This is a genomic window from Brevibacterium sp. LAARM2_SD2 (assembly GCF_057364785.1).
Genome location: NZ_JBNFOM010000009.1, coordinates 90,995 through 112,784, shown reverse-complemented (window position 1 = coordinate 112,784; position 21,790 = coordinate 90,995). Strand labels below are relative to the sequence as shown.

14 protein-coding genes and 2 pseudogenes are annotated in these 21,790 nt (G+C 69.5%); 13 read left to right on the top strand and 3 right to left on the bottom strand.

The genetic code is table 11. From position 1 onward, the window contains the following. The first annotated feature begins 89 nt into the window (after positions 1-89). From msrA to AC2W7K_RS07875, 5 genes and pseudogenes are all read left to right on the top strand, one after another. Positions 90-620 (top strand): peptide-methionine (S)-S-oxide reductase MsrA, encoded by a 531-nt coding sequence (gene msrA / locus AC2W7K_RS07895; protein WP_198500706.1) that lies wholly within the window; start codon positions 90-92, stop codon positions 618-620. Continuing rightward, positions 621-1,469, top strand: a complete 849-nt coding sequence (locus AC2W7K_RS07890; protein WP_232623853.1) for a nitroreductase family protein — start codon at positions 621-623, stop codon at positions 1,467-1,469. A 112-nt stretch (positions 1,470-1,581) separates the two neighbouring features. Then, positions 1,582-2,751 (top strand): MFS transporter, encoded by a 1,170-nt coding sequence (locus tag AC2W7K_RS07885; RefSeq protein ID WP_486005965.1) that lies wholly within the window; start codon positions 1,582-1,584, stop codon positions 2,749-2,751. Between the two features lie 568 nt (positions 2,752-3,319). Then, positions 3,320-7,050 (top strand): annotated as a pseudogene (locus tag AC2W7K_RS07880) (efflux RND transporter permease subunit). A 29-nt stretch (positions 7,051-7,079) separates the two neighbouring features. Next, on the top strand, positions 7,080-7,841 hold the full coding sequence (locus tag AC2W7K_RS07875) for a CPBP family intramembrane glutamic endopeptidase (protein ID WP_198500895.1): 762 nt from the start codon (positions 7,080-7,082) through the stop codon (positions 7,839-7,841). Between the two features lie 337 nt (positions 7,842-8,178). Here the strand turns inward: AC2W7K_RS07875 and AC2W7K_RS07870 are convergent, their stop codons facing one another. Next, positions 8,179-8,823: a VOC family protein gene (locus tag AC2W7K_RS07870; protein WP_486005964.1), complete on the bottom strand. Its 645-nt coding sequence runs from the start codon at positions 8,821-8,823 to the stop codon at positions 8,179-8,181. 184 nt (positions 8,824-9,007) lie between these two features. Between AC2W7K_RS07870 and AC2W7K_RS07865 the strand changes: the two genes are divergently transcribed. The 4 genes from AC2W7K_RS07865 to AC2W7K_RS07850 are packed head-to-tail and all read left to right on the top strand — an operon-like array spanning position 9,008 to position 13,806. Beyond that, positions 9,008-9,499 carry a hypothetical protein gene (locus tag AC2W7K_RS07865; protein ID WP_486005963.1) on the top strand — a complete coding sequence of 164 codons (492 nt, stop codon included), beginning with the start codon at positions 9,008-9,010 and terminating at the stop codon, positions 9,497-9,499. Then, positions 9,409-12,216: a bifunctional lysylphosphatidylglycerol synthetase/lysine--tRNA ligase LysX gene (gene lysX / locus AC2W7K_RS07860; protein ID WP_486005962.1), complete on the top strand. Its 2,808-nt coding sequence runs from the start codon at positions 9,409-9,411 to the stop codon at positions 12,214-12,216. Before AC2W7K_RS07865 ends, lysX begins: the two co-directional genes overlap by 91 nt. Positions 12,217-12,218: 2 nt before the next feature. Then, complete coding sequence (locus AC2W7K_RS07855; RefSeq protein WP_486005961.1) at positions 12,219-12,923, top strand: DUF998 domain-containing protein; 705 nt, start codon at positions 12,219-12,221, stop codon at positions 12,921-12,923. Next, entirely contained in the window at positions 12,913-13,806 is an 894-nt protein-coding gene (locus tag AC2W7K_RS07850) for an alpha/beta fold hydrolase (RefSeq protein WP_486005960.1), read from the top strand. Before AC2W7K_RS07855 ends, AC2W7K_RS07850 begins: the two co-directional genes overlap by 11 nt. A 47-nt stretch (positions 13,807-13,853) precedes the next feature. On the opposite strand, the pseudogene AC2W7K_RS07845 reads toward AC2W7K_RS07850, so the two are convergent. Beyond that, positions 13,854-14,341 (bottom strand): annotated as a pseudogene (locus AC2W7K_RS07845) (inorganic diphosphatase). A 147-nt stretch (positions 14,342-14,488) separates the two neighbouring features. On the opposite strand from AC2W7K_RS07845, the gene dacB reads away from it, so the two are divergent. From dacB to tilS, 3 genes are all read left to right on the top strand, one after another. Next, positions 14,489-16,078, top strand: coding sequence for a D-alanyl-D-alanine carboxypeptidase/D-alanyl-D-alanine endopeptidase (gene dacB / locus AC2W7K_RS07840; RefSeq protein WP_486005959.1), 1,590 nt, complete (start codon positions 14,489-14,491; stop codon positions 16,076-16,078). Further along, positions 16,075-17,091: a zinc-dependent metalloprotease gene (locus tag AC2W7K_RS07835; protein ID WP_198500713.1), complete on the top strand. Its 1,017-nt coding sequence runs from the start codon at positions 16,075-16,077 to the stop codon at positions 17,089-17,091. Before dacB ends, AC2W7K_RS07835 begins: the two co-directional genes overlap by 4 nt. A 264-nt stretch (positions 17,092-17,355) precedes the next feature. Beyond that, positions 17,356-18,279 (top strand): tRNA lysidine(34) synthetase TilS, encoded by a 924-nt coding sequence (gene tilS / locus AC2W7K_RS07830; RefSeq protein WP_486005958.1) that lies wholly within the window; start codon positions 17,356-17,358, stop codon positions 18,277-18,279. A 597-nt stretch (positions 18,280-18,876) separates the two neighbouring features. Here the strand turns inward: tilS and AC2W7K_RS07825 are convergent. Next, a complete protein-coding gene (locus AC2W7K_RS07825; RefSeq protein WP_486005957.1) occupies positions 18,877-20,217 on the bottom strand; it encodes an amidohydrolase family protein in 1,341 nt (446 codons plus the stop codon). 304 nt (positions 20,218-20,521) lie between these two features. Between AC2W7K_RS07825 and AC2W7K_RS07820 the strand changes: the two genes are divergently transcribed. Next, positions 20,522-21,781 carry an MFS transporter gene (locus AC2W7K_RS07820; RefSeq protein ID WP_486005956.1) on the top strand — a complete coding sequence of 420 codons (1,260 nt, stop codon included), beginning with the start codon at positions 20,522-20,524 and terminating at the stop codon, positions 21,779-21,781. Positions 21,782-21,790: the final 9 nt, after the last annotated feature.

Below are 21,790 nucleotides of genomic sequence, written 5' to 3'. Positions count from 1 at the left end.
ACCACGCCGTCGGCTACACTGCTGAACGATCCCGGGCGCCCCGAACGCGGGCCCGGGAATACGCTGAACCGAAAGCCGTTGTACCAACTATGAGCGAACTTCGCACCCTCACGCTCGGCGCCGGATGCTTCTGGTGCCTCGATGCCGTCTACCAGCGCACCAAGGGCGTCACCTCGGTGGTCTCCGGATACACCGGCGGCGACACCCCCGACCCGCACTACCGTGAAGTCGCCGGCGGAACGACCGGCCACGCGGAGGCCCTCCAGGTCACCTTCGATCCGGAAATCGTGCCCGAGAGCATCATCCTCGGCCTCTTCTTCACCGGTCACGACCCGACGAGCCTCAACCGCCAGGGCTACGACGTCGGCACCCAGTACCGGTCGGCGATGTTCTACCGCGACGACGAGGAGAAGGCCGAGTTCGAGAAGGCGATCGCCGAAGCCCAGGAGTACTTCGACGACCCGATCGTCACGACCCTCGAACCGCTCGGCACCTACTACCCGGCCGAGACCGTCCACCAGGACTTCTACACGAACAACCCCGACAACGGCTACTGCCGGGTGATCATCGACCCGAAGCTGTCGAAGGCGCGGAAGGCCTACGCGAACTGGGTGAGCTGAGTGGGGAGCAAGAAGAAGTCCGGCTGTGGGAAGAAGGCGGCCAAGAAGCCGAAGCGCTCGACCGCCGAGCGTGAGCTCGCGCGCACCCATTTCCTCGACGGAGAGACCGGTCCGTGGGCGAAGAGACTCGCCGCCCAGGCCGTGAGAACCGCCGCCGGACCGTCGGGCGAGACTATGCCCACCGATTCCGGGGATCCGTTCCCGACCGCGGTGGGGCCCACCCTCGCCGAGGCGGGGGAGGAGTCGCGCACGGGACCGGACTATTCGCAGCCGAGTTCGATCGACGCGCTCACCGACCCGGTCCTCCACGCCCTGGCGACACGGCGCTCGATCTCGAAGGTCGACTCGGAGACCCCGAGCGACTCCGATCTGCGGGAGATCATCCGCATCATCTCCTCCGTCGCCGACCACAAGGCGCTCAAGCCGTGGCGGTTCGTCATCATCCGCGGGGACGACCGCCTCCGCCTCGGCGCCGCCCTCGACGAGGCCGCGGGCGTCACCCGCGCGCCCGGTGAGGTCAACACGAAGCCCCTGCGCGCCGAACTCCTCCTCGCGCTCGTCGCCTCGCCGACACCGCACCCTAAGGTCCCCGAATGGGAGCAGCACGCGACCGCGGCCGGTGCCGGACACCTGCTCGAACTCGCCCTCTGGCAGGCCGGCTGGGGTGTGATGTGGCGCAGCGGCACCCTGACGAACGAACCCGCCGTCCGCCGCCTCCACCGGCTGACCGACAGTGAGCTGCTCATGGGCTGGTTCTACATCGGGGCCGTGCCCGAGCGCTATCGGGCCCGTCTGACGACGAGCACCCGCCCCCTGCCCGACCCCGATCAGTTCCTCGACACCCTGTGAGAGGCGAGGAGGGGCAGCGCGACGAGGCGGCCGCCGATCCGGACAGCGCCCCACTCGCTGCCGATCGCCGCCTGCCGAAGGAGATCTACGTCCTCGTCGCGCCGCGTTCATCGTGGCGCTGGGCTACGGCATCATCGCCCCCGTCCTCCCGCAGTTCGCGGCGAGCTTCGACTTCGGGGTGACGGCGGCGACGATCGTCGTCTCCTCCTTCGCGTTCTTCCGGTTCGTCTTCTCCCCGACCTCCGGCCGCCTCGTCGACGCCTTCGGGGAACGGCGAATCTACATCACCGGGCTCCTCGTCGTCGCCGCCTCCACGGCGGCGGTCGCGTTCGCCCAGAACTACTGGCAGCTGCTGATCTTCCGCGGCCTCGGCGGCATCGGCTCGACGATGTTCACCGTCTCCGCGATGGCGCTCATCATCCGTCTCGCCCCCGTCGATGCCAGGGCGAAGGCGTCGAGCACCTATGCCACCGCGTTCCTCGTCGGCGGCATCGCCGGCCCCGTGCTCGGCGGACTCATGGCCGGGTGGGGGATGCGCCTGCCCTTCCTCATCTACGCGATCGGCCTCGTCATCGCCGCCGGCGTCGTGCGCGTGTTCCTCGCCTCGACCGCCTCGGCGGGGTCGGCGACGAAGTCCGGGCGGGCCCGGCGCGAGGCCGCACAGGACGAGCGCGTTCAGGAGGTCATGACGTTCCGGCAGGCGTGGCGGGACTCCGCCTACCGTGCGGCGCTCGTCTCCGCGTTCGTCCAGGGCTGGTCGGCGATGGGCATCCGCGTGGCCATCTACCCGCTCTTCGCGATCCAGATCCTGCGCGCCGATACCGCCGTGGCGGGACTGGCGCTGACGATGTTCGCGATCGGCAACGCCTCGGCCGTCGCCGTCGTCGGCCGCTTCGCCGACACGTACGGCCGCAAGCCGTTCATCCTCTGGGGCCTCACCGTCCTCGGGGTCTCGACCGCGGCCCTGGCATTCACGGAGACGATCTGGCTCTTCTTCGTCCTCTCGATCATCGCAGGCATCGGCTCGGGTCTCGCCAATCCCGCCCAGCAGGCCGCGGTCGCCGACGTCATCGGCCGTGACCGCAAGGGCGGCCGGGTGCTCGCGAAGTACCAGATGGCCCTCGACGGCGGGGCGATCCTCGGCCCCGTCATCGCCGGCGTCGTCATCGACCACGCGAGCTATTCCGCCGCGTTCCTCCTCACCGGTGCCCTCGGCCTCATCGCCGCAGCCGTCTGGCTCACCGGCCGCGAGACCCGCCCGCGAACGACGGCCGCCGAGTAGGCGCGTTCGCGGTCTGCGCCGGCGCCCTCGCCGCCGCCATCGACGCCCCCAACCGACAAATACGCTCTCAACCGGCACCCTCGCCACCGTCGCCGCCGACACCGACGCCCCCAACCGACAGTTACGCGCTCAACCGACACCCTCGCCAGCGGCCCCGTCGCCATCGACGCCCCCAACCGACAAATACGCCCTGCACTAAGGGCGTATTTGCCGGTTCAGTGCGTCGGTGGGAATTCAGGGCGTCAGTGCAGGTTCACGGCGTTGGTGCGGCAGGGGCTGGTCGACGGCGTCGGCGGGGACTCAGCGTCGTCGCGCCACCGACGCCCTCACCCGACAAATACGCCCTCAACCACCACCCTCACTAGCGGCGCCATCGACATCGACGCCCTCAACCGACAAATACGCTCTGCGCTAACGGCGTATTTGTCGGTTCAGTGCGTCGGTGGGAACTCGGGGCGTCGGTGCGGATTCACGGCGTCGGAGCGGATTCGCGGGGTCGGCGCGGCGGGCCGGGCGACCTCGTCGGGCGAGCTCACAGTCCCGGTCACTAGGATGACCGTGGTGTCGTATGTCGCGGCTCCGGTCGGCTTCCCGAGAAGAAAGTCCACGAGTGAGTTTTCTGACCCGCCTGAGTCTGAAGAACCGTGCGCTCATCGCACTCATCTCCGTCGTCGCCGTGATCTTCGGCGTCATCGGGGCCGGAGCGCTCAAGCAGGAGCTCTTCCCCTCCCTCGACAATCCGCAGGCCACGGTCACCGCGACGTACGAAGGTGCGACCCCGCAGGCGGTCGAGTCCGAAGTCACCGACCCGCTCGAAGGAGCGCTCGCCCCGCTCTCCGAGGTCGAGGACATGACCTCGGTGTCCTCAGCCGGGTCGTCGACGATCACCGTGAGCACGAAATACGGGGTGAACTCCGACGACATCGTCCGCACCCTGCAGCGCGCCGTGTCCCAGGTGCAGTCGCAGCTGCCCGAGGGCGTCGAACCCAATGTGCTGACCCTGAGCACCGACGACATCCCCGTCCTCGCGCTGTCGGTGACCTCGGACGCCGATGAGGACCGGCTCGCCGCTGACCTCAACGACATCGTCGAACCCGAGCTGTCGAAGGTCGACGGCGTCTCCCAGGTCCAGATCGCCGGGGCCCGGACGAAGCAGGTCGACATCCGCATCCGCCAGGACGACCTCGAGGACGAGGGCGCCAGCGTCGACGAGATCGCCTCGCTTCTCCAGTCCAACGGCATCCCCACCTCGGCGGGTGACCTCAACAGCAGCCAGGGCACGGCACCGGTCGAGGTCGGCAGCCGCGTGCGCTCGGTCGAAGCGATCGAGAACCTCGCGATCAACGGCAGCGACGGACCGATCACACTCGGCGACGTCGCCGATGTCGCGATCGCCGACGCTCCCGTCGAATCGATCTCGCGGACCAACGGCCAGCCGTCGCTGTCGGTGTCGGTGATGAAGGAATCCGACGCGAACACCGTCGACGTCTCCCACGCGGTGGCGGAGCGGCTGCCCGACCTCGAGGGGACGATGGGCGACAACACGCAGTTCGTCTCCGCGTTCGATCAGGCCCCCTTCATCGAGCAGTCGATCGAGGACCTGCTCAACGAGGGCATGCTCGGCCTCATCTTCGCCGTCCTCGTCATCCTCGTCTTCCTCCTGTCCGTGCGCGCGACGATCATCACCGCGATCTCGATCCCGCTCTCCCTCCTCATCGCCCTCATCGGCCTGTGGATGGGCGGGGAGACGCTCAACATGCTCACCCTCGGTGCGCTGACGATCTCCGTCGGCCGCGTCGTCGACGATTCGATCGTCGTCATCGAGGCGATCCGTCGTCGGCATGCCGCCGGCGGTGACAAGTTCGCCAACATCCTCGCCGCCGTCGCCGAGGTGGCCGGAGCCATCACCGCCTCGACCCTGACGACGGTCGCCGTCTTCCTCCCGCTCGCGTTCGTCACCGGGCAGACGGGGGAGATGTTCCGTCCCTTCGCGCTCACCGCGACGATCGCCCTGCTCTCGAGCCTCTTCGTCGCGCTGACGATCGTGCCGGTCCTCGCGTACTGGTTCCTCCGGCAGCGGGAGTCGACCGTCAAGCTCACCCGGGAGGAGAAAGCGGAGATCCGCCGCAGCCGCAGGCAGATGCTCGGGCAGTGGCGCACCGAGCGGAGAGCGGCGCGCAAGGCGGCGAAGAAGCAGAGCATCCTCACCGCCGGACGCTACGACGCCGGCGGCGCCGTCGAGACCGACGACGGACTCGTGCCCGCGGGGTCGGGAGCCGTCGGTGGGGGATCGCGGGCGAGGTCAGGGTCCGGGGGAGTCTCCGCGTCCGGTGCCGCGGGGTCGGCATCGTCGGCCTCAGCGGGGCGCGAAGCGGCGGAGGTCGACGAACTCGCCGCCCTCCACTCCCCGGTCACGCGCCTGCAGAAGACGTACATGCCGGTGATCTCGTTCTCCACCAAGCATCCGGTCATCATGATCCTCGCCGCGGTCATCATCCTCGTCGGCACCGGATTCATGGTGCCGCAGCTGAAGACCGAGCTCTTCGGCGACACCGGCCAGGAGCAGCTGCAGGTGAGCCAGACCTTCGAACCCGGCACCGACCTCACCGAGGCCTCCGACCAGGCGCGGCAGGTCGAGGACATCCTCGCCGGTGATGAGAACATCGAGTCCTATCAGGTGTCGATCGGCGGGTCGAACTTCGGCTTCGTCGACGATTCGGGCCTGACGGGCACGTACATCGTCAACGCGAAGGACGGTGTCTCGGCGCAGTCGATCACGACCGAGCTGCAGAACGCGTTCGACGCCTCGAGGGCGTGGGGCAGGTCGAGGTCGAAGATCAGAGTTCGACACCGGGTGCGCAGACGATCGACGTCACCCTGACGTCGACCGACACGCAGGTCCTCGAGGAGACGACGCAGACCGTCGCCGACCGGCTCGAGCAGGTGCCCGGCACCCAGTCCGTGACGAGCGACGTCGAGGCCGTCCAACCGGTCATCGAGGTCACGATCGACTCGGAGCGGGCCGCCGAGGAGAACCTCACCGAGGCGGCGATCGGCCAGTACGTCCAGCGGGCGATGCGCGGGCAGACGATCGGCGACGTCGTCATCGACGACGTCACCCATTCCGTCCTCCTCTTCGACCGCGAGGCGACGACGGTCGACGAGCTGCGCAGCCTCGAGATCCCCGCCGCACCCGAGACGCCGACCGCCCCCGGTGGTGCCGGAGCTGGAGCCGGCGCCGGAGCGGGAACGGGAGCCGGTGCGGGCGCTGGCACCGATGCTGGTGCAGGCACCGGGGCGGCGGCGCCGGCCGAACCGCAGTACATCGAACTCGACGAGGTCGCCGACGTCAACGAGGTGAGGACCGCACCGAACATCCGCCACACGAACAGTCAGCGTTCGACGACGGTGTCGGTCACCCCCTCCGGAGACGACCTCGGCACGCTGTCCGCCGATGTGCAGGCGGCGCTCGGCGAGGTCGACATCCCCGACGGCGTCACCGTCGACACCGGCGGTGCCACCGAGGAGCAGGAGGACGCGTTCTCCCAGCTGGGGCTGGCGATGCTCGCAGCGATCCTCATCGTCTTCGTCATCATGGTCGCGACCTTCAAGTCGCTGCTCCAGCCGCTCATCCTCCTCGTCTCGATCCCGTTCGCGGCGACCGGTTCGATCGCGCTGCTCCTCCTCACCGACACCGCGATGGGGCTCACGGCGATGATCGGCCTGCTCATGCTCATCGGCATCGTCGTGACGAACGCGATCGTCCTCATCGACCTCATCAACCACTTCCGCGCCCGCGGGGTCGAGCTGCGGCCGGCGATCGTCGGCGGCGCGCGCCTGCGCTACCGGCCGATCCTCATGACCGCGGCGGCGACGATCTTCGCGCTCGTCCCGATGGCGCTCGGGCTCACCGGCGGGGGCGTGTTCATCTCGAAGCCGCTCGCGATCGTCGTCATCGGCGGACTCGTCAGCTCGACGATCCTCACGCTCATCCTCGTCCCCGTCCTCTACCTGCTCCTCGAAGGGGCCAAGGAGCGCCGGGCCGAGAAGCGGCACGTGAAGAACATGGCCCGCGGTCAGGTCCTCGACGTCGCCGAGGCGCGCGCCGCCGACCGTGAGACCGCGACGGTGGGCGCCCCGGCCGGGTCCTCGTCGGACGGTCCGCCATCGACCGGCTCGACGTCCGGCGGGTCAGCGTCAACCGGTTCCGCGCCGACAGACGCAGCGTCGACTGGATCCGAGTCCGAGGCGGGTCCGCAGGCGGGTCCCGCCGAGGGCCGCGACGAACCGAAGCACTGACAACGAGACGGAGGAGAACGACGGTGAGCATGGAGACCGCGACCGACCCGCGGGAGCGCAGGCGCCTGTGGATCGAGCTCGGGCTCGTCGCCGCCCTCTCCCTCGGCCAGTCCGCGGTCTACGCGGTCGTGCGGTTGGCCGACATCATCACCCGCGGCCCCATCAGCGACGCCGAGGCGAAGCTCAACACCTCCCTCAATCCGCGGCCGTTCTTCGACCTCGTCTACCAGCTCCTCGACATCGGGTTCTCCCTCGTCCCCGTCGCGCTCGCCCTCTACCTCCTCACCCGCGACTCCGACCGGCGGCCCCTGAGCGAACGCCTCGGCGTCCAGGGGCACCGAGTCCGCGACTTCGCTCAGGGTGCGGGCCTCCTCCTCGTCATCGGGATCGGGACCCTGGGGATTTACGCGGGCGGCAGGGCACTCGGGATCACCGCCGAGGTGCAGCCAGCCAACCTCGGCGACCATTGGTGGACGATCCCCGTGCTCATCCTCGCGGCGGCGAAGAACGGGATCCTCGAAGAGGTCCTCCTCTTCGGATTCGGCGCCGAGCGTCTCCGGGAACTCGGCTATCGGCCGTGGACGATCATCATCGCCCTCGCCCTCTTCCGCGCGAGCTACCACCTCTATCAGGGGATCGGGCCGTTCCTCGGGAACTTCGCGATGGGCATCATCTTCGGGTGGTTCTTCATGCGCACCGGCCGACTCATGCCGCTCGTGTGGGCCCACACCCTCATCGACGTCGTCGGATTCCTCGCCCCCGGGGTGCTCGCCCTCGTCGACCCTCGGTGATCCGGCGCGGATCCTGCGGCATCCACCTCGCGTTCGCCGTTGCGTCGGCTGGTCGTCGCGTCGGCTGAATGACGATCGGCGCTGGGGCCCCACCCCGGTCTGAGGACGCGTTCGTGATCACAGAACCGAGGGATTCGAGCCGATTCAGCGCAATCACCTCGGCGATGTGACCGCAAACGGGCAGCCGGACAGGCAGCGCGGCGGGGACATGACACAGCCGCGCACGGCCCGATCGGGGGCTGTGCGCGGCTGCTCTGTGGGGCGGGCAGACCTCTCTCATCGTCTGCTGAGTCTGCGGAGGTTCGGAAGCGCCCGGGGCGATGTCGAAGCGCCCGGGTCAGATCGTGACGAGGCCGTGCTTCTCGGTCTCGAACGTCACCGACATGATGCCGGGGGCGCCGTGCGGGGCCGACCAGTCGATGTGGATCTCCGGGATCGGCTTGGCATCGTCGGTGCCGAGCCAGTCGCGCAGGCGATCACGGTCGCCCGCGATCTGGAGGGTGTCGATCGAGACATCCTCATTGGTCTTGTACGAGGAGGGATGCTGAGACGAATCGGCGGACCACTTGATGAAGAACGGCAGCTGGGGATCGGCGATGAGCCCCTTGACTCCGATCTGCAGCCACTTGAGCTCTTCTCCCGACTCGGGCGTGCGATTGCCGTCGACGGCCTTGCGTTCGAGGCGCGTCTCGACCTCGGAGAGATCGTCGACGGACACGCACCAGCCCATCCAACCGCCGCCGAGTTCGGAGCGCGTCCGCACAGCTTGGCCGAAGGGGGTCGAGAGAGCGGCCGGGTGCTCCAAGGCTTCGACGACTTCGAGGTAATGGCCGCCCGCAAGCGGGAAGATGAGATTCCGGGTACCGAAACGCGGATGCACCCCGCCGTCGTAGGGAACCACACCGAGCTGGTCCGAGATGCGCTCGGCAGTCGCTCGATAGCCGTCAGGTTCACTGGCGAAGGACACATGGTCGAGTTTCATGTCACGAGAATTGCACACCCTGGCCCACACTTCTCATTAGGGTAACCTAATCTGAAAACTCACGGTCGTCCGTCACTGCAAGCGGGCTTTCCTGTGACACCATATGTGACCTGGGCAACAGGAGTGATGTGGTGCGGCTCGCACCTGAGGGTCCAGGTCGGAGCAGTGTGAAAGGATTCCCCCTATGCCCCCCTCAGACATCTCCTCGGCGAAGGGCACCCCGTTCTTCGTGCGCTGGCTGCCGCGCGTGCTCACCATCCTCGCCGTGCTCATGCTCATCAACCTCATCACTCCCGAGGACAGCTGGCTCGGCCGAGTCCTCAGCTTCGTCTTCGACTGGATCGTCCCGATCACCCCGGTCGACTTCGTCTCCTCGGTCATCCTCTTCCTCCTCGCGGCCGCCCTGAACATCCGCAAGCGCCTGGCGTGGTGGATCCTCCTCGTGTTCCTGGCCGTCATCCTCCTCCTCTACATCCTCATCGTCATCGCGGTGTACTTCACCGCCCCCGACCTCCTCGCCTGGGACCTCGCCACCGGCATCGCCGTGCCGGTGATCGTCATCATCACCCTCCTCGTCTACCGCCGGTGGTACGTCGCGAAGACCCAGCGCGCGGCTTCCTCAAGGCGCTCGTCGTCCTCGCCGCTGGCCTCGTCCTCACCGTGCTCATCGTGCTGACCTGCCAGTACGTCACCGGCGGCCTGACGATGATCCAAGCCCGCCAGATCCTCGCCGAGCTCTTCGGCGTCCGGCAGAACACCGCGTCGAGCTGGATGATCACCCTCTTCGGCTTCGGTTCCGGAGCGAGCATCATCCTCGCCTTCTGGACCCTGCTGCGGTCCTCGCGCGATGCCGAGCGCATCGACATCGACCAGGAGCGCCAGGTCCGCGAGGGCCTGGCCGACCATCCCTCGGACTCGCTCGGCTACTTCTCGACGCGGCGGGACCGGTCGGCGTTCTTCGCCGACGACTGCGTGCTCACCTACCGCGTCCAGGCCGGCGTCTGCCTCGTCGCGAGCGACCCGATCGGACCGCCCTCGCAGTGGGCGAGTGCCGCCCGCGGGTTCGTCAACTACGCCGAATCCTACGGCTGGGTGCCCGCCGTCCTCGCCGCCTCGAAGCAGGGTGCGCAGGCCTATCACGAGGCCGGACTCAAGGTCCTCCACGTCGGCGACGAGGCTGTGCTCTACACGAAGGACTTCATCCTCTCCTCGCTGCCCGAGGTGCAGCGGGCCGTCTCGAAGCTCTCCGGCCTCGGCTACACGCTCCGCATCCGCCGGCAGGGAGAGATCCCCGCCGACGAGCTCGCAGGCCTCTCCCGGTTCGCCGACGAATGGCGTGACGGGGACACCGAACGCGGCTTCTCGATGGCGCTCGGGCGCTTCGGCGACCCCGCCGACTCCGACGGGATCGTCGTCGAAGCGCTCTTCCCCGCCGACGCGGGAACGCTGGCCGAGACCACGGCGGGACTGCTCTGCTTCGTGCCGTGGGGCCGCTCGGGAGCCTCCCTCGACCTCATGCGCCGCCACCCGTTCGCGGAGAACGGCGTCACCGAGTTCATGGTCGCCGGCCTCATGCGCGAGGCACCCGATCAGGGGATCGCCGAGGTCTCACTCAACTTCGCCGTCTTCCGGTCCGCCTTCGAACAGGGCAAGGAACTCGGGGCCGGGCCGATCAAGCGGCTGTGGCGCAACGTCCTCCTCTACCTCTCCCGGTTCTGGCAGCTCGAGTCCCTCTACCGGTCCAACGAGAAGTACCACCCGACGTGGGTGCCCCGGATGCTCTGCTACCCGGAGGGCTCGGACCTCGCCCGCATCGGCCTCGCCGTGAGCATCGCCGAAGGGTTCCTCACCCCGCCGAAGATCTTCGGCAAAGGCCAGCACGAACAGCCGATCTACACACCCGAGGAAGCGGCCCCGCTGCTCGGGATCACCGCCTCGGCGCCGGCCTCGGACACCGCGTCGCGGATCCCCGATCAGGTCCGCCACCGTCTCGACGTGCGCGAGCGGATGCTCGCCTCCGGGGTCGAGCCCTATCCCGCCGAGGCGGCCGCCGACGCCGTGCCCGGCACCGTCATCGACGGGCGGGTGCTCGGCATCCGCGACCACGGCGGCGTCGTCTTCCTCGACCTGCGCACGCAGGGCCACGACGTCCAGCTCGTCTGCGAACGGGACAACCTCGGTGCGGAATCGCTCTCCCAGCTGCAGTCGTGGCTCTCCCGCGGTGACCGGATCTCCGTGACCGGCTACGACGGCGTCTCCCGCACCGGCACCCCGTCGTTCATCGTCACCGGGTGGACGATGACGGCGAAGTCGCTGCGCCCGTGGCCGAGCCTCCACGAGGGGCTGACCGACCCCGAGGCGAAGGTGCGCCAGCGCTACCTCGACTTCACGATGAACACCGGCCAGCGCGACCTCATGGTCGTCCGCTCGCTAGCGTTCCAGACGATCAGGGAGACCCTGCAGTCGCGTGACTTCCTCGAGGTCGAGACCCCGATCCTCCAGACCGTCCACGGCGGAGCGAACGCGCGACCGTTCCTCACCCACATCAACGCCTACAACCTCGATCTCTACCTCCGCATCGCCCCGGAGCTCTACCTCAAGAGGCTCCTCGTCGGCGGCTTCGACCGGGTGTTCGAGATCGGGCGGAACTTCCGCAACGAGGGCGTCGACGCGACCCACAACCCGGAGTTCTCGATGCTCGAGGCCTACCAGGCCGGTGGTGACTACACCACGATGCGCGAGCTCACCCGCACGATGGTCATCAACGCCGCCCAGGCGTCGCTCGGGACGACGATCGTGCGCGGGACCGTCGACGGCGTCGAACACGAGATCGACCTCGCCGACGAATGGACGACGATCTCGCTCACCGACGTCGTCTCGCAGACAATGGGCGAGGAGGTCACGACCGACACCTCGATCGAGGCGCTGCGCACCCTGGCGCGGAAGGCCGGGGTCACCGTCAACCCGAAGTGGGGGTGGGGCATGCTGCTCCAGGAGATCTACGAGGAGGTCGCGGAGTCCCAGACGGTCGCCCCGACCTTCTACACGGACTTCCCCGCCGAGACCTCACCGCTGACCCGGCAGCACCGGACGGACCCGATGCTCGCCGAGAAGTGGGACCTCATCATCTTCGGCTCCGAGCTCGGCACCGCGTACTCCGAACTCGTCGACCCCGTCGTCCAGCGGCAGCGGCTCACCGCACAGTCGCTGGCCGCGGCCGGCGGCGACCCCGAGGCGATGGAGCTCGACGAGGACTTCCTCCGGGCCCTCGAGTACGGCATGCCGCCGGCCGGTGGGCTCGGGATGGGGCTCGACAGGCTCGTCATGCTCTTCACGCAGCAGACGATCCGGTCGACGATCACCTTCCCGCTGGCCAAACCGCGCGGATACTGAGCATGCGCCGCACCCTTGCCGTCCTCCTCGCCGCGGCCGTCCTGCTGTCCTACGACTCGTGGGTCCTGCTGGCACTGAGCCCGCAGCCGTACCCGCTGGCCGGGTACGTCTCCGAACTCGCCGCGGCCGATCAGCCGTACTCTTGGGTCTTCCGCACCGGTGATGCGATCGCCGGGACCCTCATGGTCCTCATCGCGGGCCTCGGGGTGCGGGGGTGGCGGGCGCGCTTCGGGCGGATGTCGGTCTGGGTGGCGGTCGCCGTGGCGGTCACGGGGCTGGGCACGATCGGCGATTCCATCGCCGCGCTGCCGTGCGCGCAGAGCTTCGACGACGTCTGCTACGCCGAGTACACCGCGAACCCGCTGCGGCCCGACTTCCTCCTCCACACGATCGCGTCCTCCCTCGTCGCATTCGGGGCCATGGCGAGCATGGTGCTCGCCTTCCTCGCCCTGCGCCGGCAGGGGAGGGGGCGCACGGCGTACGCCCGCGGCGTCGTCATCATGCTCGCTGCCCTCTTTGCGACGAATGTGTCCTCGGTCGTCATCGAGACGCTGTGGCGGACCGGGCAGGGCTACGTCCAGGCCATCGCCGTGCTCCTCATCGCCGCGTGGGCCGCGCACCTCGGCTACGTCGCCGTCATCGACCGCGGCACGGCAGGGCAGAAGGGCGCCGAGGCGGTCGCCGGTGAGGGCAGCCGTGTCAGCTGAGAGCCGGTTCGCAGATCTCACGACGACCGTCATCGACGGGTACACGGTCTATCGGCGCCCGGGCACCGCCTCGGTGGGGGAGTCGGCTGCCGGGGCCGCCCTGCCGGTGCTGCTGCTCAACGGCTGCGCGATCGCGGCGGCGAGCTGGGTCCCGGTCATCGAGGCGATGCCCGACCGCGAGGTCATCGCCATCGACCGCCCGGGCTTCGCGGGCACGCCCTGGCCGGGTGTCCTGCCCGACCTCGCCACGGAGGTCGCTGCGATGGAGCGGGCGATCGGCGAGCACGACGAGGTCGTCATCGTCGCCCATTCGATGGCGTCGTTCCGCGCCGAGGCGTTCGCCCGGCTGCACCCGGAGCGCGTGGCCGGCATCGTCCTCGTCGACCCCTCGATCGAGGACTACCGGTACCGCGGCAGCGCCGGGGCGCTCTCACGGGCGACGCTGCTGCCCGTCCTCGGAGCACTGACGACGCGCAGCGAGATCGGACAGCTCGCCTCGCTGGTCTCCCACCGCGGATTCTCCAGGCAGTCGGGGTCGGGGCGCGCGCTCGACCAGGCGGCATTCAAGGACCCCTACGCCGACCCTGACACCCTCAAGGCCTCGCTGGCGGAATGGCTGAGCTACCGCAGCCAGGGGGCTGACCTGCAGGCCCTGCGGACGTCGACGGACCCGGTGGCCGCACCCACCTCGGCGCTCGAGGCACCTCCGCTGTCGAACCTGCGGCGCGAACGGATCCTCGGTCAGGCGTTTGCGGATCTGCGGAAGCGGGAGGTCCTCGACTCCCGGCACCTCATGATGATCGACCGCCCCGACGTGATCGTCGAGGCGGTCGATGAGGTCAGCCGTGAGGCGCGCGCCGCAGGGGCCGGTTCGAAGGACTGAGCCGCGGGGCTCAGTTCGAAAGGACTGAAGCCGCGGTCAGCGCCGACTCAGTGGTCGCTGGTCTTGAAGCGCTCGATCGAGGCGTTGACCTCGGCTTCGGCCTCGGCGCGGCCGACCCAGTTCGATCCCTTGACGAACTTGCCGGGCTCGAGGTCCTTGTAGCGGGTGAAGAAGTGCTCGATCTCGTCGAGGGTGAACTGATTGACATCGGCGATGTCCTGGTAGGAGTCCCAGCGCGGATCGCCTGCGGGCACGGCGAGAACCTTGTCGTCGCCACCGGCTTCGTCCTCCATCTGGAACATGCCGATCGGGCGGACGTCGACCTGCACACCCGGGAACAGGGGCTCGGTGAGCAGCACGAGCACATCGAGGGGATCCCCGTCGTTGCCGAGGGTGTCCTCGATGAAGCCGTAGTCCGCGGGGTACTGCATCGAGGTGAAGAGGTAGCGGTCGAGCTTGACCGGCCGGTCTCATGGTCGACTTCGTACTTGTTGCGCGAACCGCGGGGGATCTCGATCGTGGCCAAGAGTTCCATAGTGCTCCTTACGCGTTAGGGTGGCATCACTAGGATAGTGCCTATGCGTCCCCACCGCCGACACGCCTCGACCCTCCCCAGCAGGCCCCCGCGCCGGCACCAGATGCGAGGGCGGACGTGCCCGATGACACGAACAGGAGCCCGCGTTTGACCCCCACGACGCCGCAGGACTCTCAGCCCCAGGAGGAACCGCGGGCAGGTTCGGGATCGGCAGGTGCTGGTTCGACGAGCACGGGATCGACGGGCACGGGCGGTGCGGGTTCACGCGGTGAGCGGAAGCGGTCGGGCAAGCGGCTCGCCGCCGGCATCACCGCAGGCGTCCTCCTCGCCGGTGCCCTCGGGTACGGGGTCGCCGACGCCGCCGACGTCGTCCCCGGCTTCCTCACCACGGAACCGGCGATCGAGGTCGACCCGGTGCCGCAGCCGGTCGCGGCCGGACAGGACGTGCCCGCCCCCGCCTCGGCGCTCACCGACTCCGCCCCGATCCCGACGAACGCCGGCGGCGAACTCGAGCGCATCCTCGGCGAGTCCGAGGTCAAGGGATTCGGCGTCGAGGTCCGCGACGCCCTGACCGACCAGGTGCTCTTCGCCACCGACGAGAACCGCGCGCGGACACCGGCCTCGGTGACGAAGGTGCTCACCGCCTCGGCCGCGCTGCTCGCCATCGGCGGTGAGCAGCGACTGTCGACGACGACCGCCTTCGACCCGGCGACGTCGACGGTCACGCTCGTCGGCGGTGGGGACGCCCTCCTCGGCGCCGGCGAATCCCAGCCCGGTGCCGTCAACGGGCACGCGGGGCTTACGACCCTGGCGGAGGAGACCGCGGCGGCGCTCAAGGACCGGCAGGTCACCGAGGTGGCGCTCGCCGTGGACACGAGCCGCTACCCGGGCAATGACTTCAACCCGAGCTGGGAGCGGGCGGACATCGCCAAGGGCGTCATCACCCCGATCCAGCCGCTCATGGTCGACAGCGGATACGTCGGGGATCCGTCCGCGGCGTGGCGGGGCCGCAGCGAGAACCCGTCCGCGGACGCCCTCGCCGCGTTCCGCAACGCCCTTGAGACCGCGGGGATCACCGTCACCGATCAGCCGGCAACCCCCAGCGCCGCGGACACTGCGGGGACGACACCGAACCCGACGGACACCTCGGCGGCAGCGACGAACACCGAGGAACCCGCGACGCTCGCGGCGGTGGAATCGGCGACGATCTCCGAGATCGTCGAGTACGCCCTCGTCCACAGTGACAACGTCGTCGCCGAGGTGCTCGGCAATGAGGTCGCGATCGCCGAGGGCATGCCCGGCAGCCTCGAGAACGGACCGAAGGCCGTCGTCGCCGCTCTCGAGGACACCGTCGACCTCGGGCAGACGCAGCTCTATGACACCTCGGGACTCGACTACGGCAACCGGATCAGTCCGCACGATCTCACGACGGTCCTCCAGGCCTCGGTCGTCGCCAAGGACTCGCTCTCGAGCCTCATCAGCTATTTTCCCGTCGGCGGGCTGACCGGCACGCTCACCGACCGGTTCGGCAACGACCCCAACGCCGCGGGCGCCGTGCACGCGAAGACGGGAACCCTGTCGACGGTGACCTCGCTGGCCGGGGGAGTCCTCGACGCCGACGGCCGCTACCTCGTCTTCAGCCTCCAGATCGACGGGGTCGACCGGGCGAAGATCCTCGAGGCCCGCAAGACCGTCGACGACGCCGTGTCCGCGCTGGCAGATTGTGGGTGCTCATGATCATCGACGAGAACTTCGCCGTCCGCACGGCCCGCGAGGTCGTCTCCGCTCCGAAGCCGCCGGCGGCGGGCAGACTCGAGGAGCTCGTCGGCGGGATGAAGGACAATGCGCTGACCGCGCAGGACCTCGTCGTCGATTCGTTCCTGCTGGCCCCCGACCACGCCGACGACGTCCGCACCCGCCTGGCGGCAGGGTCCGTGCTCGTCCTCGACCAGGTCGGCTGGATCAAGGCGAACGCCGAGTCTCTCAACGGGATGGTCGACGTGACCGCCCTGCCGGGGGTCCCCGGTCCGGCCTCGCAGCGGGCCGCCGCCGTCGAGGTGGCGAGTGTCCTCTCCCTGCTCTCGACGCGCGTGCTCGGCCAGTTCGATCCCTTCGCCCGGGAGTCCGGGCGGCTGATGTTCATCGCCCCGTCGGTGCTCATCGCAGAAGAGGCGATGAAGGTCGACCCCCGGGACTTCCGGATGTGGGTCGCCCTCCACGAAGCCACCCACCAGGTCCAGTTCGCCACCGCGCCGTGGCTGCGCGAGCACATGCGCGGGCTGCTCTCGCAGTTCGTCTCGACCCCGCTCTCGACTCCGGGATGGTCGACCGTCGCCGAGGTGTTCGCCACCTTCGGACGCATCATCCGCGGTCAGGCGAGCATGGTCGACCTCATCACGAACGAGGGGATGAAGACGGCACTCACCGACGCCTCGGCGATCCTCAGCCTGCTCGAAGGCCATGCCGACGTCGTCATGGACGAGGTCGGCATCGGCGTCATCCCCAGCGTGCGCAAGCTGCGCCGCCGGTTCGAGGCGCGTCGGGACGCCGGACAGGGAGGGTTCCTCTCGAATCTGCTGGGGATGAACCTCAAGCTCGCGCAGTACCGGGACGGGGCGAAGTTCGTCCGCGAGGTCCGGTCCGCCGTCGGCCAGTCCGGGTTCGGCGCGGTCTACGCGAGCGCGGAGAACCTGCCCACGGCCCCGGAGATCCAGACGCCGAGGCTGTGGCTCGACCGCGTCCACGGGTGAGGGGGCGGCGAGAGTGACTCGAGTGAGTGGCGACGCGAGTGAGCCGGGGCGTTGGCGTGACTGAGGCAGGGCGACGCTGTGGCTGAAGCGGGGCATCGGCCGACGCTCGACTCGGCGAGTGCCGCGATCCGCGCCGCTGTGCGCGCGACGCTGGCAGGCGCAGGGGCTCGTGGGCGGTCTGGAGCGCGCGGGGAGTCACGTGAGTCCGGCGAATCGCTGGCTTCCGGGGAGTCGCATCTGTCCGGACAACCGCGCGGGTCAGCTGTGCCGCGTCTCATCGTCGCGGTCTCCGGGGGCGCCGATTCGATGGCGCTGCTCCACGCGTGCGCCTTCCTCCATCGCCGCGGCGAGGTCGAGGTGCTCGCCGTCACCGTCGACCACGGCCTGCAGGCGGAGTCCGCCGAGGTGACCGCGACCGTGACGGGCACCGCCGAGTCGTGGGGAGTGCCCGCGAGGATCGCCGCCGTCACCGTCACACCCGGAGCCGACGGCATCGAGGCCGCGGCGAGAGATGCCCGCTATGCCGCGCTCGAGACCGCCCGGGCAGCGCATGCGGCGGACTGGATCCTCACCGCCCACACCCGCAGCGATCAGGCCGAGACGGTGCTGCTCGGCCTGCTCCGCGGTTCGGGCACCCGGTCGCTGGCCGGCATGGCGGTGCGGTCCGGGCGTGTGCTGCGCCCCCTGCTCGACATCGACCGGGCCGCGACCGAAGCCGCGTGCCGGGCACAGGGGATCACCGTGTGGGACGATCCGATGAATGCCGATGCCGCGTTCGCCAGGGTGCGGGCGCGCAGTCTGCTCGGCACGCTCGAGTCCGAGCTCGGCCAGCCGGTCACCGACAATCTCGCCCGGACGGCGGAGCTCTGCCGCGCCGATGCAGACTTTCTCGACGCGACTGCCGCGGACGTCCTCGCCGAGATCCGGGGAGCGTCCGAGATTCCGCTCGACCGCCTCGGCGATCATCCCGATGCGATCCTCTCCCGCGTGCTGCGCGGGTGGCTGCTCTCACTCGGAGTGCCCGCGCAGTCCTTCGGGTCGACCCGGATCCGCGATCTCATGGCGCTCATCAGGGAGGATGCCGGGGCCGGTCGGGTGGGCCGTCTGTCCTTCCCGGGCGATACGGAGGTCGTCGTCAGTCGCGGCACCGTGCGCTTCGGCTTCGCCGCCAAGCACCCGGACTCGTAGCGTCCGTAACTCCACTGTGGACCGCCGCTGTCCCGCAGGTATTCCTGAGCCTCACGCACAACCTCGCGCTCCACCCGCAACCCGCAGCTCTGCAAACACAACCCCGAGCCTTGCGCACTACGTGCAGCTCCGCACGCACTACGCTCGGTCGCGAATCCGCCGCGTGCACAGGTTGTGCAACGAGCTGCGCGTGCGGGATTCGCGGCGACGGATCTCAGCACGCTGGTTTCGGGCGTGCTCACACTCCGCGGAGCGCGACATCGCCGGTGCGCCGGCACACACAACCCCGAGGCTCACGCACTACCCGCGAGCTCCGCACGCACTCCACTCAGTCGCTAATCCGCCGCGTGCACAGGTTGTGCAACGAGCTGCGTGTGTGGGATTCGCGGCTACGGATACCGGGACGCTGGTCTCGGGCGTGCTCGCACTCCGCGGAGCGCGATATCGCCGGTGCGGCGGCACGCACAACCCCGAGGCTTACGCACTACCCGCAGCTCCGCACGCACAACGCCCAGTCGCGAATCCGCCGCGTGCACGGGTTGTGCGTGACGCTCAAGGTGCCGGTGGGGGAGCGGCGACGCCAGTGGACGCCGCCGCTCAGCAGGGGAGTAGAGCGCGCGGCGGCGGATGGGGGAGAACGCCGCGCCGCTGGTGGGGAGTCGCCGTGTCAGCGGAGGCCGCCGAGGAGCTCACCGCCGGAGGCGACGAGCCTCCCGCCCTTGTAGACGTCGCGCTCGAGGGGCAGTCCATGATCGCCGAGGTGACCGTGTCGGCGTCGAGGAGCAGGAAGTCCGCAGGCGCCCCGACTCCGAGGCCGTGGATCGCATCGTCGGTGAGCGCGGTGCCGTCGGGCCGCGTCCCGGCCATCACCTGGGCACCTCCGCGGGAGGCGATGTCGAGGCAGTGCTCGATGTCCTCATCGCGACGGAAGCCGTTGGTGAACGCCAGCTGCCACGTCCGTCGCAGCAGGTCACCGTCACCGTAGGGACTCCAGTAGTCCCGCTGCCCGTCCTCGCCGAGGCCGATCGCCACCCGCTGCCTACCGAGGATGTCCTGCGGCAGGCTGCCCTTCTGCGGGGCCACGGTCGTCACGGAGATGCCCGCCTCGGCGAGGAGTTCGGCGAGGCGACGGACGACGGGTTCGGGGTTCGTGTTGAGGGCGAAGGCATGCGAGATCGTCACCTTCCCCTGCAGGCCGAGTGTCCGCGTCCGGTGCGCGATCTCCTCGAACGAGAAGACACCGGCCGTGCCGCCCTCGTGGAGGTGGATGTCGACGCCTTTGCCGTGCCTCTCGGCGAGGTCGAAGACGATGTCGAGATGCGTCTTCGGGTCGCGATCGTACTGGACGGGGTCGAGGCCGCCGACGAGATCAGCGCCCTCGGACAGGGCCGCATCGAGAAGATCCCGAACGCCCTTCTCCCGCACGATGCCCGCCTGCGGGAACGCGACGATCTGCGAATCGAGGACATCGGCATGAGCGGCGAGGGCATCGCGGACCCCGGTGAAGCGCTCGAGCCCGGTGTCGGAGTCGATCTGCGCGTGCGAGCGGATCCGCGACCCACCCGAGGCGATGATCGCGGCGATCGCGAAGCTCGCCTGGTCGCGCACCGACCGTTCGCCGCTGCGCCAGTTCGCGCGGTCGTTCATGATGTAGCCGTGCAGCGTGCCGTCGGCGGTGTGCGGGCGGAAGGTCTGCCCGAGGCGGTTCGAATCGAGGTGCGCATGGACATCCCCGAGCCCCGGCAGCAGCACTCGTCCGCGCCCCTCGACGACCTCGTCGGACGCTGCGGCGCCCGTCTCGCCGGCCCCGGCACCGGCGCCGCCGGCCTCGCCGGCAGGCGTGATCGCCGCGATCCGACCGCCGGCGACGACGACGTCGACGGCCGCCTCGTCCGGATAGCGCGGGAAGAGGCGGACATCGGTGAACGTGGTGGCCATGGGCTGCCTCGGCTTTCTCTCTGCTCTCCGACGATCGCGAAGAGCGCTCTGATGGTCGGGGAGAACACTCTGCGGGTGGGAGAGGTCTCTGCGGATGGGAGACGGTGAGCTGAGGGCCCGGTCGGAGCCCTCGACTCAAACGGTATACCATTGTTCGGGCGGCTGCCCACCCCGGCCCCACCCGTGAAGCCGCCCGCCCACCAGTGAACCCCCTTCCGGGACCCAGGAGTGAGAGACCGACGGGTGTGAGACCGAGGGGTGAGAGACCGACGAACGACGGCACACCGTCTGAGAGGATGACCGCATGAGCACGACTTCCGGGACCGCGAGCGCCACCGGCCCGCGGATGGGCCCGGGCCTCGACGTGCTCGCCCTCATCTGCCTCGTCCTCATCGCCTCCTCGCTGCGTCCCGCGGCCTCCTCACTCGGCCCCGTCCTCGCCGAGGTCAAGACCGCCTTCGGCCTCGCCGAATGGCAGACCGGCCTGCTCACCGCCCTGCCCGGTCTCATCTTCGCCGTCTGCGGCTTCCTCGCCGTCCCGCTCCTGCGGCGCGTCGGCCTCTTCACCTCGCTGACGATCGCCTGCGTGCTCATCGCCGGCGGCATCGGCGCCCGCGTCCTCGTCGACTCATGGGTGGCCTTCGCCGCCCTGACGATCGCCGCCCTGGCCGGGATGTCGTTCGGCAACGTCATCCTCCCCGTCTTCGTCAAGACCCGCTTCCCGCACCGGGCCCACCTCGGCGCGACCGCGTTCACCGTCTCCCTCGGCCTCGGCGCGATGTTCCCCGCCCTCCTCACCGCGCCCCTGACCGAGCACTTCGATGACTGGCGGGTCGGCCTCGGCGCCTGGGTGCTCGTCCCGCTCGCCGCCCTGGCCACATGGATCGTCCTGCGCGGCCTCGGCTCCGTGCCCGTCTTCCGCGCCCCCGGAACCGACCGCACCCCCGGAACCGAGCGCAGCGCGACACCGGCACCGAGGCGGCACATCCACACGACCGCGAAGGCGCGGTACATGGCGATGTTCTTCGGCCTCCAGTCCGTCAACGCCTACGTCCAGTTCGGGTGGCTGCCGCAGATCTACCGGGACGCCGGACTCGACCCCGTCGCCGCCGGCGTGATGCTCACGATCGTCACCCTCGGCGGTCTGCCCGGAGGCTTCCTCGCCCCGCAGATCATCATGCGCGGCATCGCACCCCGCGCATTCCTCGTCTCCTTCGCCGTCAGCGCCGTCGCCGGCTACACCGGCCTCCTCCTCGCCCCCGCCTCGGCGCCGGTGCTCTGGGCAGTGCTCCTCTCCTACGGCGGATTCGCATTCCCCGCCGCCCTGGCCCTCATCACCAGCCGCACGCGAGACGTCTCGGTCACCGCCCGCACCTCGGCGTTCGTCCAGTCCTCTGGCTATGTGCTCGCCGCCCTCGGCCCGCTCGCCGTCGGCGGACTGCTCGGCCTCAGCGGCGCCTGGACCCTGCCGCTCATCCTCATGATCGCCGTCTCCGTGCTCATGGGCATCACCGGCCACCTCTCCGCGGCACCGGGCACCGTCGACGACGAGCTGACCCGGTGACCGCGCGGG

What these genes read in the sequence shown, in the direction of transcription:
- AC2W7K_RS07835 (WP_198500713.1), top strand. Translation starts at nt 16,075, where the DNA reads ATGATCATCGACGAGAACTTCGCCGTCCGCACGGCCCGCGAGGTCGTC.
- AC2W7K_RS07865 (WP_486005963.1), top strand. Translation starts at nt 9,008, where the DNA reads ATGCCCCCCTCAGACATCTCCTCGGCGAAGGGCACCCCGTTCTTCGTG.
- AC2W7K_RS07870 (WP_486005964.1), bottom strand. Translation starts at nt 8,823, where the DNA reads ATGAAACTCGACCATGTGTCCTTCGCCAGTGAACCTGACGGCTATCGA.
- AC2W7K_RS07875 (WP_198500895.1), top strand. Translation starts at nt 7,080, where the DNA reads ATGGAGACCGCGACCGACCCGCGGGAGCGCAGGCGCCTGTGGATCGAG.
- msrA (WP_198500706.1), top strand. Translation starts at nt 90, where the DNA reads ATGAGCGAACTTCGCACCCTCACGCTCGGCGCCGGATGCTTCTGGTGC.
- AC2W7K_RS07825 (WP_486005957.1), bottom strand. Translation starts at nt 20,217, where the DNA reads ATGGCCACCACGTTCACCGATGTCCGCCTCTTCCCGCGCTATCCGGAC.
- AC2W7K_RS07820 (WP_486005956.1), top strand. Translation starts at nt 20,522, where the DNA reads ATGAGCACGACTTCCGGGACCGCGAGCGCCACCGGCCCGCGGATGGGC.
- AC2W7K_RS07855 (WP_486005961.1), top strand. Translation starts at nt 12,219, where the DNA reads ATGCGCCGCACCCTTGCCGTCCTCCTCGCCGCGGCCGTCCTGCTGTCC.